This window comes from Bacillus cereus group sp. MYBKT14-1 (assembly GCF_051915185.1).
GTDB classification, from domain to species: Bacteria; Bacillota; Bacilli; order Bacillales; family Bacillaceae_G; genus Bacillus_A; species Bacillus_A cereus.
This window is the reverse complement of the sequence record NZ_JBQAEF010000001.1, coordinates 905,599-920,360: the sequence shown is the minus strand read 5'-3', so window position 1 is coordinate 920,360 and position 14,762 is coordinate 905,599. Positions and strand designations below refer to the sequence as shown.

Genomic DNA, 14,762 nt, shown 5'->3' with positions numbered 1-14,762 from the left:
GAATTCCTTCTCTGGAGTATTCATTTAAAGAGGGGGAATTTTAATTGAATTTTGTAATTGATAAATTGGAGGGTTTACATGTAGAATTTTCAAAGCTTGTTTCCATGATGAATTACGCTCGCTATACAACAATGCAAGCAGTGGAAAGTTTAACAATTGAAGAACTTGATTATTTATATGATAAGGAAGCAAATTCAATTGGCATGTTATTGTATCATATGGCTGCTATTGAATTTTACTACCAAATTCATACTTTTGAAGACCGTGAACCAACGGAGGCTGAATTAGAACGCTGGTTACCTGGCATTGAATTAGGCGATCTTGGGCGTGAAAAAATAAAAGGAAACGCTATAGAATTTTACATAAATACATTACAAGAAGTACGTTCCAAAACAATCGAGACTTTTCAATCGTTACCTGATGAATGGTTATTTAAAACGACAGACTTTTGGTATGACAAACCAGCAAATAACTATTTTAAGTGGTTTCACGTTTTTGAAGATGAAATCAATCATCGTGGACAAATTCGTTTAATTAAAAAGATGCAAAAAGCTCATGCAGTAAAATGAGGAAATGCCACCGAATAAGGTGGCATTTTCTTTTATTCATTAACGAATAGCTTTTCGTTTACTATTTTAGCGACTACCACTACCAACATTAAAATGCATATTAAATATAGCATTTTCGCAATAAACAACCACCCTTGAAACATTACAATTCCATCTATTATCTCATTTCCTTTCCATAACAAAAACGGAATTGTGCTGATTATAATGACAAATTCGATACTGAAAACCATTTTCTTTTTTCGACTATATGCTTTCCATTCATTCCAGTGATACATAGGAGCAAAAATCAATACTCCTATACATAATATAACTGGTACCCATTCACTGTTAAGAAATTGTCCTGAAATAATTGATAATAGTAAACAAACTAGCACACCATAATATCCTATTTTTTCTCTCATTCGTACTCCCCCATTCTACTTCTCCTTTAATATGTAACTTGCTATACTTATAACAATTCTTAGAAAAATAACAACTATAATTACAAGATAAAGAACGTTTGCCGAAGACATCCATTCTTGAAAAATAGACATTTTCTCCATTTGTTTCTGATCCTCTATTAAAATACCCCCTGCGAACAATGAGCAAACAACGATGATACCTATCATAATTCCCATACTTTTTACTGTATTGTTTCATACCATCCCAGTTATATAAAAGTATAAATACAAACCCGAAAACAGGTATAATACTTATCCATTCATTGTTTGTAAATAGCTTTAAAATGATTAATAGACTACAAGATATGATAAATCCCAAAAATCCAATTTTTTTGTGCATAAGCCCTCCTCGAATTCCATTTTTAGGATTAATTGTATTGTAACATCCATTTTTTATCCTTACCATTGCAGTACATGAAATTTTACCTTTTTTTCTGTTTCTTATACTCACATACTTTCCCTACTTTCATACAATAAACTACACGATTGCCTAAGGATGTGAATGTTATGGGAGTTGAATTAACGCTATTACACGCTCTCTATGTTATTTGTTTACTCACTATTATTACCTTTTTTATTCTCCGGAAAGATACTACAATTATTTGTATCGTTTTTATCTTTTTATTAGCATTAATTGCTACAAGTTCTATCCCTCTTGCCGTTAGCGGCATTTTTCAAAGTTTTATTTACGCCATTACTGAGCTATTACCAACTATATTAATCATTTCTATTATTGTATCCATGAGCAATTTACTCGTTCATACCGGTATAAATGATACAATGATTTCACCATTTACAAAGATGATCCGTACCCCTACCCTCGCCTACTGGATTATTGGCCTTTTGATGATGACAATTTCTTTCTTCTTTTGGCCTTCTCCCGCTGTCGCCTTAATGGGAGCTATTTTATTACCGGTTGCTGTACGTGTCGGTCTCCCCCCAATTGGAGTAGCAATTGCTATGAACTTATTCGGTCATGGGATTGCTTTATCCGGCGACTTCGTTATACAAGGCGCACCAAAATTAACCGCAGACGCTGCTGGTCTCCCTGTTTCCAGCGTCGTATCTGCAAGTGTTCCACTCGTTATCGTTATGGGCGTTGTGACAACTTCCGTCGCTTTTTTCTTCTTACGAAAAGAGTTTCATACAGGCTTAGCTATACAAGAATCTATTCTATCAACTGAGTCTTCTAAAACGCTCACTTCATTATCTCCTCGCACAAAGAAATGGCTCGCTATTTGTATCCCTATCGTATATATCATTGATATCCTTTGCATGATTCAATTTCAACTACAAGGAAGCGACGCAACTGCACTTATCGGCGGAACAACTGTTATTATGATTATCATCATTTCTCTCATCGCCTACAAAGGTAATGGACTGAATAAAACGACCGATTATTTCATAGAAGGGCTCCAATTTGGCTTTAAAATTTTCGGACCAGTTATTCCTATCGCTGCACTCTTTTATTTAGGAGATAGTGGCTTTGTGAAAATTATCGGAGACTATTTACCGAAAGGTTCACACGGAATCATTAACGACTTAGGCATCGCTTTATCTCAAACTGTTCCTTTAAATCAATATGTATCGGCAGGGACATTAACCATCGTGGGTGTCATTACCGGCTTAGATGGATCAGGTTTTTCAGGTATATCACTTGCTGGTTCCATTGCCAATCTTTTTGGAACAGCACTTGGTCATGGAACAGCTACATTAACAGCACTCGGGCAAATTGCAGCTATATGGACCGGGGGCGGGACGTTAATTCCTTGGGCACTTATTCCTGCTGCTGCGATTTGTAAAGTCGATCCATTTGAACTTGCACGCCGAAACTTTTTACCGGTTGTTATCGGTTTAATTGTCACCACGATCGTTGCGATGTTTATCCTATAACGTAAGCAAGTGTTCTCTTGCTTACGTTTTTTCTTGTAAAATTCATCATGAATTACTGGTTTTCAACAGGGATTCGTTATCCCTTAGCGAAATTATATTAGGAGAGTAATTTTTTCAAAACGTTTACGAGAAACAGATTACTGCAATTAGAAAAGGGGACATACCTATGAATGAATTGATTTTCGTCTTATTAATTTGTCCGTTACTTATCTTTATCGTTTCTGTTATTGGAACGCGCAAGACGAAAACGTATTACGTAATGCCGATTGTAACGTTTGCTAGTTTTTTAATAATAGGTGTTATCGCCTTTACTCCAAAATTTTTCTTTTGGGTCGGCATGTATAGCATTTTCTCATTTATTGTTTCTTATGTGACTCTATTGTTTGTAAAAGGATATAAACTTGCAGAAAGCACTAAGTAGTTAAGGAGATTGTAATATGATTTTCTTTGATATTGATGGAACTTTACTTGATTATGAGGCTGCTGAAAGAAATGGTATTATAGATTTTTTTCAAATATATATTTACTTCTAGTGAACTTGGTATATCGAAACAGATCCTGAAATTTTTCACAGAACCGTATTATAATCGAACCTTGAAATGAAAGATTGCTATTATATTGGCGATTGATTAGAGACTGATGCGATTAGTAGTACAGCAGCTGGGATGCAAGGGATATGGTTAAATCGAGATAACTCACAACTCAAGTATGATTTTCCTACTATCTGTTCTTTACATGAAGTTTTAACAATAATATAAAAAACGACCGCGTTCCCCCGCGGTCGTTTTTTCATGTTACGCTGTGATCCAAGCTTCGTTAGCTGGATTTTTACGCCACTCTTGTAATTTTTTCGTTTCAGCTTGTCCAATCATACCTTTTTCTGCTGCAACTTCAGTTAATGCACTGTAATCACTTAAAGAATATGATGCTACGTTAGCTGCTTCTAGTTTTTCTTTTCCTGCTTCTAACTCATATGTGAAGATTGATACGATTCCTAATACTTCACATCCAGCTTCGCGAAGTGCTTCTACACATGTAATTGCACTACCACCAGTTGAAATTAAGTCTTCTACTACTACGACTTTTTGACCTTTTTCAGCTTTTCCTTCGATTTGGTTCCCTTTACCGTGACCTTTTGCTTTACTACGTACGTAGCACATTGGTAAATCCATACGATCGCTTACCCATGCAGCGTGCGCAATACCAGCAGTTGCTGTTCCTGCAATAATTTCTACAGTTGGGAAGTGCTCTTTAATTAACTCTTCTAATCCAGCTGCAATCGCTTGACGTACTTTTGGATAAGATAAAGTTAAACGGTTATCACAATAAATTGGTGATTTCATACCTGAAGACCAAGTGAATGGATCATTCGGTTGTAAAAATACTGCTCCAATTTCTAATAAATGCGATGCGATTTCTTTTTTCATACTGTTACACCTTCCCACTGTTGTTTTACTGTTTTATACGCTTCAAGCGGATTTTCTGCTTTTGTAATACTACGTCCAACTACGATGTAGCTTGAGCCAAGTTCCCTCGCACGTTTCGGTGTTGCTACGCGCACTTGGTCATTTACATCATCGCTTGCAAGACGAATCCCCGGTGTTACTGTTACAAATTCATTTCCGCATACTTCACGTAATTTTGGAACTTCAAGTGTTGAACAAACAACGCCATCAAGTCCACTTTCTTTCGTTAATTTTGCATAATGAGCAACCGCTTCTTCTAACGTTTTCTCAATGCCGATCTCTTTTTTCATCATAGCTTCCGAAGTGCTTGTTAGTTGTGTAACTGCAATACAAATCGGTCTCTCTTTTCCTTCTTGCTTACCTTCCTCTAATCCCTCAATCGCAGCTTTCATCATGCTGCTTCCCCCAGCAGCATGAACATTTACCATATCAACATCTAGACTAGCTAGGCTACGCATAGCGCTTTTTACTGTATTCGGAATATCATGAAGTTTTAAATCTAAGAAGATCTTATGTCCTTTTTCTTTTAAGTACGTAATAATCGCAGGGCCTTCTTTGTAAAATAACTCCATACCTACTTTGACAAATAACTCTTCCCCTTCAAAGTGGTGTAAGAATTGTTCTACTTCTTGTTTCCCTGGAAAATCTAGTGCAACGATTAACGACTGTGACATGTTTGCTTCCAGCTCCTTCCTTGACATTCCGAAATGTGATCAAATCCTAATTCATCTAATAATGCTGGTAACTCTTCAATAATTGTCGGACATACGAACGGATCGATAAAGTTCGCTGTACCTACTGCAACTGCGCTTGCGCCAGCATAGAAGAATTCAATTACATCTTCAGCTGTTTCAATACCACCCATTCCGATAATTGGAATGTTAACCGCTTGGCTTACTTCATGTACCATGCGAATTGCTACTGGCTTAATCGCAGGACCTGATAATCCGCCTGTACGGTTTGCTAAAATTGGTTTAGCTGTTTTTAAATCTAGACGCATACCAAGCAATGTATTAATCATCGTTAAACCATCTGCACCTGCATTTTCAATCGCTTTTGCAATTTCTACTATGTTTGCCACGTTCGGTGACAATTTCACGTATACAGGTACTTCAGAAACCTCTTTTACTCGCTTCGTTAAATCAGCAGCAATTTCAGGATTTGTACCAAAGGCGATACCACCTGTTTTTACGTTCGGACAAGAAATGTTTAATTCTAGTGCATGGACATTAGGCGCTTTAGAAATTTCCTTCGCAACCGCTACGTAATCCTCAGCTTGTGAGCCTGCAACGTTTGCAATAATTGGAAGGTCAAATTGTTCTAACCATGGTAATTCCGAATTCATTACTTTGTCTAATCCCGGGTTTTGAAGTCCGATTGCATTTAGCATGCCCCCTGGTGTTTCAGCAACACGAGGCGTTGGATTTCCATAACGTGGTTGTTCTGTCGTCGCTTTAATCATGATTGATCCTAGTACACTTAAATCGTAAAACTGTGCATATTCACGACCAAACCCAAAGCATCCAGATGCCGGTATAATTGGATTTTTTAATGATAATCCTGGTAATTCAACTTGCAATCTGTTCATAGTACAACCTCCCCGATTGGAAATACTGGTCCGTCGCTACACACCTTCTTGTAAGAATGTCCACTTGGATCTTCTTGTAAGTGGCATACACATGCGAAACAAGCTCCAATACCACAGCCCATACGTTCTTCTAATGAAATATAGGCTTTTTTCTCTTTGTAACGTCCTTCTAATGCACGAAGCATCGCTAGCGGACCACATGAATAAAGAATATCAAAGTCAATTCCGTAATTATCAATTACATCTGTGACAAATCCTTTTGTACCGTGTGTACCGTCTACTGTCGCAACGTACGTATCACCAAGTTCTGCAAATTTTTCTTCATAGAAAACTACATCTTTCGTTTGAAAGCCTAAGATGTGAATAACACGTACACCTTTTGCAACGAGGCGCTGTGATAATTCATAAAGTGGTGGTACACCAATTCCCCCACCTACTAGTAAAGCTGTTTGACCAGCTTCTGCTTCTTCTACAGGAAAACCGTGTCCTAATGGTCCTAGTACATCTACCATTTCACCTTGTTTTCTAGTTGCTAATGTTTTTGTCCCTTGTCCTTCGGCACGATATAGCATTGTAAATTCGTTCTTCTCTTGATCTACATTACAAATACTAATTGGGCGGCGCAGAAGGGGCGCAATGCCCTCTGCTACCTTAATGTGTACAAACTGCCCTGGTTCGTTCATTTGCTGTACTAACGTTCCTTGAAGCACTAATTCGTAAATATTTTTTGCGATTTCTTTTTGGTTAACGACGATCATATTTTGCTTTTGCATCATGCATGTACCACCTCGTGACGCTTTGTTTGCGTAATTTCTTTCATTGAATGAGCTGAGAATGTCATAGATTCTAATACTCGTAAGATTGCTCTTGTTGTATCAAGTGATGTTAAGCAAGCCACACCATTTTCTACTGATTCACGGCGAATGCGGAAACCATCACGCGCTGGTTGTTTACCTTTTGTTAATGTGTTAATTACAAACTGTGCTTTTCCTTGACGGATAATATCTAGTAAGTTGTAGTCTTCAGAATCAATTTTGTTTACAACTTGTACTGGGATATTTTGCTCTTCTAATGATTGTGCTGTTCCAGCTGTTGCTAATAAGTTATAGCCGATTTCGTGGAAACGTTTTGCAATTTCCATCGCCTCTTCTTTATCTTTATCCGCTACAGTAATGATTACTGAGCCGTGCGTTGGGATGTTAATTCCAGAAGCAACTAACCCTTTATATAATGCTTTTTCAAGCGTTAAGTCTTTACCCATTACTTCCCCTGTTGATTTCATTTCAGGTCCTAATGTTGTATCAACTGAGCGTAGTTTCGCGAATGAGAATACCGGAGCTTTTACATATACTTCTTTCTCTTCTGGGTGATAGCCAGTTCCGTATCCTTGCTCTACTAGGTCTTGCCCTAAAATAACTTTCGTTGCAACATTCGCCATCGGTACGCCTGTAATTTTACTTAAGAACGGTACTGTACGGCTTGCACGTGGATTTACTTCAATTACGTACACTTGATCTTTGAATACTACAAACTGGATATTTAGTAATCCAACAATGTTTAATCCTTTTCCAAGTGCAATTGTATGTTCAATGATTTGTTCTTTTAGTTTTTCAGATAAACTTTGTGGTGGATATACTCCAATTGAGTCACCAGAGTGAACTCCAGCGCGTTCAATATGTTCCATAATACCTGGAATGAATACATTCTCACCATCGGAAATTGCATCTACTTCAATTTCTTTACCAACCATGTAACGGTCGATTAATACTGGGTGATCTGCATGAACTTTAACTGCATTTTTCATGTAGTGCAGTAGTTCTTCTTGACGATATACGATTTCCATCGCACGTCCACCTAGTACGTAAGATGGTCTTACTAATACTGGGTAACCAATTTCTTCTGCGATTGCTACCGCTTGTTCTACAGTCGTTGCTGTTTTACCAACTGGTTGCGGGATGCCAAGTTTTGTTAAAGCAGCTTCGAATTTATCACGATCTTCTGCACGGTCTAAGTCTTCAAGTGATGTTCCTAAAATTTTCACACCGTGTTCTTCTAGTTTCGCTGCTAAGTTAATTGCCGTTTGTCCACCGAACTGAACGATAACACCTTCTGGTTTTTCTAAATCGATAATATGCATTACATCTTCAATCGTTAATGGTTCAAAGTATAATTTGTCAGAAATACTGAAGTCTGTTGAAACTGTTTCTGGGTTGTTGTTAATGATAATTGCTTCATATCCAGCTTCTTTAATTGCCCATACTGAGTGAACTGTTGCGTAATCAAACTCAACACCTTGACCAATACGGATCGGACCAGATCCTAGAACTACTACACTCTTACGATCTGTTACAATCGATTCATTTTCGTCCGCATATGTGCTGTAGTAATATGGCGTTGCAGATTCAAACTCTGCCGCACAAGTATCTACCATTTTGAATACTGGCATCATATTATTTTCTTTACGCATATCGTAAATTTCGCGCTCCGTTTTGTTCCAAGCTGCTGCAATGTAGTGATCGCTGAAGCCCATTTCTTTTGCAGTTTGTAGTACTTCCATATTTCCTACATTCGCTTTTACTTCACGTTCCATATTTACGATGTTTTCAACTTTTTGTAAGAAGAAGAAGTCCATTTCACACCATTCATTGATTTCTTCTTTCGTTACACCTTGGCGAATTGCTTCTGCTACAATAAACAGTCGTTCATCATCCGCTTTAATGATACGTTTTTTCATCGTTTCTTTATCAAGTTCTTTTAAGTGGTCTAATTCTAAGTGATAAATGCCAAGCTCTAAAGAACGAACTGCTTTTAGTAATGATTCTTCTAAGTTACGTCCGATTGACATAACTTCACCAGTTGCTTTCATTTGTGTTCCAAGCGTTCTGTTCGCTGATTCAAACTTATCAAACGGCCAACGTGGAATTTTTGAAACAACATAGTCTAACGCTGGCTCGAAGCAAGCGTAAGTTTTTTGTGTTACTGGGTTTACGATTTCATCTAACGTTAAGCCGACTGCAATTTTTGCTGCTAATTTCGCAATTGGATATCCAGTTGCTTTAGATGCTAGTGCAGATGAACGACTTACACGTGGATTTACTTCGATTACATAGTATTGGAAGCTATATGGATCTAGTGCAAGCTGAACGTTACATCCACCTTCAATTCCTAGTGCACGAATAATTCGTAATGACGTGTTACGTAACATTTGGTATTCACGGTCGCTTAGCGTTTGGCTCGGTGCTACAACGATTGAATCACCTGTATGAACACCAACTGGATCGATATTTTCCATGTTACACACTACAATCGCGTTATCATTTGAATCACGCATTACTTCGTATTCAATTTCTTTACAGCCAGCAATACTTTTCTCTAATAAACATTGTGTTACTGGGCTATGTTTTAAACCACTTGTTACGATTTCAATTAGCTCTTCTTCGTTATGACAAATTCCGCCGCCCGTTCCTCCTAATGTGAACGCTGGTCGAACGATTACTGGGTAACCAATTTCGTTTACAAATCCATATGCTTCATCAAGGTTATGAATAATTTCACTTGGTGGTGTTGGTTCATTTAAATCTTGCATTAATGTACGGAATAAATCACGATCTTCCGCTTGCTCGATTGCTGATAATTTTGTTCCTAAAATTTCAACTCCACACTCGTCAAGTACGCCTGATTTTGCAAGTTCAACAGCCATGTTTAAACCTGTTTGACCACCTAATGTTGGTAGGATTGCATCAGGACGTTCTTTACGAATAATACGGCTTACGAATTCTAATGTTAATGGCTCGATGTATACTTTATCTGCTGTTGCAGTATCCGTCATAATTGTTGCTGGGTTAGAGTTAACAAGGATTACTTTGTAACCTTCCTCTTTAAGAGATTGACAAGCTTGAGTACCAGAGTAGTCAAACTCCGCTGCCTGCCCAATTACAATTGGTCCTGATCCGATTACTAAAATTGTGTTAATGTCTAGGCGTTTTGGCATAACTCTTCCCCTTCTTTCTTGAAGTTTTCAATCATTGTTAAGAAATCTTCGAATAAATCATTTGCATCTTCTGGTCCCGCTGAAGCTTCTGGATGGTATTGTACTGTAAATGCCGGGAACTTCTTATGACGAAGACCTTCTACCGTTCCATCGTTTAAAGCAACATGTGTAATTTCAAGATCTGTATTTTCAACTGATTCTTCTTCTACTGCGTATCCGTGGTTTTGAGATGTAATTGCTACTTTTCCAGTTGCAAGATTTTTTACTGGATGGTTTAAACCACGGTGACCAAATTTCAACTTACTTGTATTTGCACCTGATGCTAGAGCGAACAATTGATGTCCTAGGCAAATTCCGAATAAAGGAACTTTACCGATAATGTCTTTTAACATTTCAATTGCTTCTGGTACATCTTTCGGATCTCCAGGTCCATTACTTAACATAATTCCATCTGGGCTAAGGCGTAAAATTTCTTCCGCTGTTGTGTTGTAAGGAACTACAATTACATCACAGTCACGCTTATTTAATTCTCGTAAAATACCATGTTTCATACCGAAGTCTACTAGTACAACTCGGTGACCACGACCTGGGCTTGGGTATGGATCTTTCGTTGATACGCGTTTTACATGATCTGTAAATACTGTCGCTTTTAATTGGCTTACAATGTACTCTACATCTGCATCCATGTTACAAAGGCGTCCACGTAATGTACCGTATTGACGAATTTTTCTCGTTAATTTTCTCGTATCAATCCCTGCTAATCCTGGGATATTTCTTTCTTTCAAGTAATCATTTAACGAAATTTCATTACGGAAGTTTGATGGGTGATCACAAATTTCGTTTACGATTAAACCATTTACAGATGGGTGAATGGATTCAAAATCGTCACGGTTAATGCCGTAGTTTCCGATTAATGGGTACGTGAATGTTACGATTTGACCGCAATATGATGGATCAGATAATGTTTCTTGATATCCAGTCATTCCTGTTGTAAATACAACCTCACCTGACTTTTCGATTTCGCCTCCGAAACCTGTTCCAATTAATACTGTTCCATCTTCTAAGATAAGTTGTCTTTTCATACTAATGCACTCTCCTTTTGCCATGCGATCTTACCACCAACGATTGTCATTACCGGCCATCCTTGGCATTTCCAACCTGCGAATGGTGTATTTTTTCCTTTTGATAAGAATGTTGTTGGGTCAATCTCTTCTTCTTGTTCTAAATCAATGATTGTAATATCAGCTGCTCTACCTTCTTTTAGGCGACCTGCTTCTAAGCCGAATGTATCAGCTGGCTTTTCTGTTAAGAATTGAATTAACTGTTCTAGCGTAATAACTCCCTTTTTCACAAGGTTTGTGTATAGAAGCGGGAATGCTGTTTCAAAACCAGTAATTCCAAACGGTGCTCTTTCAATTCCTTGTGCTTTCTCTTCCGCTGTATGCGGTGCATGGTCAGTTGCGATCATATCGATCGTTCCATCTAATAAACCTTCAATTAATGCTGCATGGTCTTCTTTTCCACGAAGCGGTGGGTTCATTTTAAAGTTAGGATCAGCTGATGGGATATCATCTTCACATAACACTAGGTGATGCGGTGTTACTTCTGCTGTTATTTTAATTCCAGCGCGTTTCGCATCACGGATTACACGTACAGAACCTTTCGTACTTACATGACATACGTGATAGTGGCAATCTGCTGCTTCAGCAAGCAGTATATCCCTTGCAATATGTACAGATTCACATACTGATGGGATACCGTTTAATCCGTGTTTCTCAGAAAACTTCCCTTCATGTACACAACCTTTATTAATAAGCGTATTCTCTTCACAGTGCGCAACTACTGCCATATCTAATTTTGCTGCACGTTTCATAGCCGCTAACATCATGCTCGCATCTTGTACGCCTACGCCGTCATCTGTGAAAGCAAATGCTCCAAGTTCTTTTAATGTTTCGAAATCTGTCATTTCAGAACCAGCTTGACGTACTGTAATTGCTCCGTATGGTAGTACGTTAACATGAGCTTTTTCTTCAATACGTTTTTGCAAGTCTTCCATATGTTCTCTGCAATCTGGTACCGGGCGTGTATTTGGCATTGCGCAAATTGTAGTGAATCCACCTTTTGCCGCTGCTAGTGTACCTGTTTCAATTGTTTCTTTATGTTCACCACCTGGTTCACGAAGATGTACGTGTACATCTACTAATCCAGGTGCGATTAACTTTCCGTTCACATCGATTACTTCAGCATTATCTGCCGTAATATTTTCTGCTACCTTAGCGATTTTACCGTCTTGTACGAGAAGATCCGTTGCTACGATTTTTCCTTCTTCATTCATATAACGACCATTTTTAAACAAATAATTCATGTTTCATTCCTCCTAATACATTTGGTAAGGCGCGTTTTAGTACAGCCATTCTTACGTAAACTCCATTTTCCATTTGTTTAAATATACGTGAACGCTCACACTCAACAAGTTCACTTGCAATTTCAACATCACGGTTTACAGGAGCTGGATGCATAATAATGCTTCCTTCTTTCATACGCTTTTCTCTTTCTACTGTTAATCCGTGTTTCTCATGATATTCTTTCATAATGTCTGTTTCATAATGATCATGACGCTCATGTTGTACACGGAGTAACATCATTACATCAACTTCTGGAACAAGTTCATCTAATGGTTTGTATGTTCCAAATGTGTTGTCTTCATCTTTCCACTCTTCTGGACTTGCAAAGTAAATTGTTGCACCAAGCTTCGTTAATGCTTCTGCATTAGAACGTGCTACTCGGCTATGACGAACATCTCCTACTATTGCAATCTTCAAACCTTCAAATCTTCCAAACTCTTGTTTAATTGTAAGAAGGTCCAGTAGGCACTGTGTTGGGTGGTTTCCGCATCCATCTCCAGCATTTAAGATTGGAATATTCACCTGATCTTTTAGTTCATCGAAGTAGCGATCTTGCTCGTGGCGGATGACCACTGCTTTTGTTCCGATTGATTCTAGTGTTCTTATCGTATCGTATAGAGTTTCTCCTTTTTGTACGCTAGATGCATCAGCTGAAAAGTTTAAAACATCAAGTCCTAATCTCTTCTCAGCAACTTCAAAGCTAAATCTCGTTCTCGTACTATTCTCAAAGAACAAGTTCGCAACAAAAGTTTGCTCTGTCGTTTTGCTCTCTTTTCCATTCGCAAAATCTTCTGCATCTTTTAGGATTTCTGAAATTTCTACTTCCGATAATTCACTCATCGTTAACAAATGGCTCATCGTCATCCCTCATCTTTCTGATTTTTATGTTACCACTTTTGAATTTTTATAACAACCTTTGCATAAAAATACCCTAATCGTGTGAGACTAGGGTGCAAGAAAGAAGCCACCCTTTCCGGTCTCACAGGACTGAATTAAAAGGTTATTATTATGAAGCAATCTGCTTAGATTGTTTTATTTGTTTCGTTTCCGGTAGTAGTAGATTTAACAGTACACCTACAATTGCTGCTAGTGCCATTCCTTCTACTTGGAATGATTCTCCTACGTGAAGTACCGCTCCACCAATACCGATTACTAATATTACTGATGCAATCATTAAGTTTCGTTTGTCACTTAAATCTGTTTTATCATCTACCATCATGCGTAATCCGCTTGATGCGATTACACCGAATAGTAAGATTGATACACCACCCATAACTGGTGTTGGGATCGAATGAATCAGTGCAGAAATCTTACCGATAAATCCGAACATGATTGCGAATACTGCTGAACCGATGAATAAGTATACACTGTATGCTCTCGTAATTGCTAGCACACCGATGTTTTCACCATACGTTGTATTCGGTGGCCCACCGATTAGTGACGCGATTAATGTTGCTACTCCGTCACCGAAGATTGAACGGTGTAAACCTGGTTTTTCAATTAAATCTCTTTTAATAACATTTCCAAGAACAATTTGATGTCCGATATGTTCTGATATTGTTACTAGTGCAACTGGTACCATCAAGAGTACAATCTTCCATGAAAACTCTGGTGTGTATGTTACAAATGGTACTGTGAAATCTGGTACAACAAACCATTTTGCCTCAGCTACCGGCTTTAAGTCTACTAGCCCTTGGAAGTAAGCGAAGATATATCCGCCGATAATGCCAAGTAACACTGGTATGATACTGAAAAATCCTCTTCCAAATATCGAGCATATAATTGTAATTGCTAATGTTACTAACGCTACTGAAAAGTGTGTAAAGCTATATTTGCCATCCGCACCGTTCATCGCCATGTTAACTGCTGTATGTGCTAAAGCTAGACCGATTACCATTACTACTGGACCAACTACGATTGGTGGTAGTAATTTCATAATCCACTCTGATCCTGATTTCTTAATTCCGAGTGAGATTAAGATGTACACAAGTCCTGCTAGCAAACCACCAAGCATTGCCGCTCCCGGTCCACCTGCCGTTTTCGCTGTTATAATCGGTGCGATAAAGGCGAATGATGATCCTAGATAAGCAGGTACTTGACCTTTCGTTATAAGAAGGAATGCTAACGTTCCTAATCCACTTGATATTAATGCTACTGATGGATTCAATCCTGTTAAAAACGGAACAAGCACTGTTGATCCAAACATCGCGAACAAATGTTGTATACTTAAAAATAACCATTTTCCCGGTTTCGGTACTTCATTAACGTCTAACACTGGCTTTTGTTCCATTGTTACATCCTCCTTCAGTTTAAATCTTTGCAATAAAAAAACTCTTTGTGCCTGTGCACAAAGAGTCCTACACTTTCGTATGCCAAATTTGACATATGAAAGCCAAGACCCTTTGGCAGC

13 protein-coding genes and 2 pseudogenes are annotated in these 14,762 nt (G+C 38.1%); 4 read left to right on the top strand and 11 right to left on the bottom strand.

Going from position 1 to position 14,762, the window contains the following annotated elements; all coding sequences use genetic code 11:
* The first annotated feature begins 44 nt into the window (after positions 1-44).
* Positions 45-569 (top strand): DinB family protein, encoded by a 525-nt coding sequence (locus ACTFO4_RS05045; RefSeq protein ID WP_001012056.1) that lies wholly within the window; start codon positions 45-47, stop codon positions 567-569.
* 32 nt (positions 570-601) lie between these two features.
* Here the strand turns inward: ACTFO4_RS05045 and ACTFO4_RS05040 are convergent, their stop codons facing one another.
* On the bottom strand, positions 602-970 hold the full coding sequence (locus tag ACTFO4_RS05040) for a YoqO family protein (protein WP_440013072.1): 369 nt from the start codon (positions 968-970) through the stop codon (positions 602-604).
* Positions 971-985: 15 nt separating this feature from the next.
* Positions 986-1,349, bottom strand: a pseudogene (locus ACTFO4_RS05035) (YoqO family protein).
* 167 nt (positions 1,350-1,516) lie between these two features.
* Here ACTFO4_RS05035 and ACTFO4_RS05030 point away from each other — a divergent pair.
* The 3 genes and pseudogenes from ACTFO4_RS05030 to ACTFO4_RS05020 all read left to right on the top strand — a co-directional run.
* Positions 1,517-2,902, top strand: a complete 1,386-nt coding sequence (locus ACTFO4_RS05030; protein WP_377901217.1) for a hypothetical protein — start codon at positions 1,517-1,519, stop codon at positions 2,900-2,902.
* Between the two features lie 166 nt (positions 2,903-3,068).
* Entirely contained in the window at positions 3,069-3,323 is a 255-nt protein-coding gene (locus ACTFO4_RS05025; protein WP_001003935.1) for a YbeF family protein, read from the top strand.
* An 86-nt stretch (positions 3,324-3,409) separates the two neighbouring features.
* A pseudogene (locus ACTFO4_RS05020) lies at positions 3,410-3,660 on the top strand (HAD family hydrolase); the annotation flags it as partial.
* A 36-nt stretch (positions 3,661-3,696) separates the two neighbouring features.
* Here ACTFO4_RS05020 and pyrE read toward each other — a convergent pair.
* From pyrE to uraA, 9 genes are all read right to left on the bottom strand, one after another.
* A complete protein-coding gene (gene pyrE / locus ACTFO4_RS05015) occupies positions 3,697-4,329 on the bottom strand; it encodes an orotate phosphoribosyltransferase (RefSeq protein ID WP_000711440.1) in 633 nt (210 codons plus the stop codon).
* On the bottom strand, positions 4,326-5,042 hold the full coding sequence (pyrF, locus tag ACTFO4_RS05010) for an orotidine-5'-phosphate decarboxylase (protein WP_000083510.1): 717 nt from the start codon (positions 5,040-5,042) through the stop codon (positions 4,326-4,328). The genes pyrE and pyrF overlap by 4 nt, the downstream gene beginning before the upstream one ends.
* A complete protein-coding gene (gene pyrD, locus ACTFO4_RS05005) occupies positions 5,027-5,956 on the bottom strand; it encodes a dihydroorotate oxidase B catalytic subunit (RefSeq protein ID WP_001081049.1) in 930 nt (309 codons plus the stop codon). The genes pyrF and pyrD overlap by 16 nt, the downstream gene beginning before the upstream one ends.
* Positions 5,953-6,732 carry a dihydroorotate oxidase B electron transfer subunit gene (gene pyrK, locus ACTFO4_RS05000; protein WP_000983359.1) on the bottom strand — a complete coding sequence of 260 codons (780 nt, stop codon included), beginning with the start codon at positions 6,730-6,732 and terminating at the stop codon, positions 5,953-5,955. The genes pyrD and pyrK overlap by 4 nt, the downstream gene beginning before the upstream one ends.
* On the bottom strand, positions 6,729-9,947 hold the full coding sequence (gene carB, locus ACTFO4_RS04995) for a carbamoyl-phosphate synthase large subunit (RefSeq protein ID WP_001126101.1): 3,219 nt from the start codon (positions 9,945-9,947) through the stop codon (positions 6,729-6,731). The genes pyrK and carB overlap by 4 nt, the downstream gene beginning before the upstream one ends.
* Positions 9,932-11,029 carry a carbamoyl phosphate synthase small subunit gene (locus ACTFO4_RS04990; RefSeq protein WP_000828680.1) on the bottom strand — a complete coding sequence of 366 codons (1,098 nt, stop codon included), beginning with the start codon at positions 11,027-11,029 and terminating at the stop codon, positions 9,932-9,934. Before ACTFO4_RS04990 ends, carB begins: the two co-directional genes overlap by 16 nt.
* Positions 11,026-12,312, bottom strand: coding sequence for a dihydroorotase (gene pyrC, locus ACTFO4_RS04985; protein WP_017672854.1), 1,287 nt, complete (start codon positions 12,310-12,312; stop codon positions 11,026-11,028). The genes ACTFO4_RS04990 and pyrC overlap by 4 nt, the downstream gene beginning before the upstream one ends.
* Positions 12,296-13,210, bottom strand: a complete 915-nt coding sequence (pyrB, locus tag ACTFO4_RS04980) for an aspartate carbamoyltransferase (protein ID WP_000018849.1) — start codon at positions 13,208-13,210, stop codon at positions 12,296-12,298. The genes pyrC and pyrB overlap by 17 nt, the downstream gene beginning before the upstream one ends.
* 148 nt (positions 13,211-13,358) lie before the next feature.
* On the bottom strand, positions 13,359-14,642 hold the full coding sequence (uraA, locus tag ACTFO4_RS04975; RefSeq protein ID WP_000435928.1) for a uracil permease: 1,284 nt from the start codon (positions 14,640-14,642) through the stop codon (positions 13,359-13,361).
* Positions 14,643-14,762: the final 120 nt, after the last annotated feature.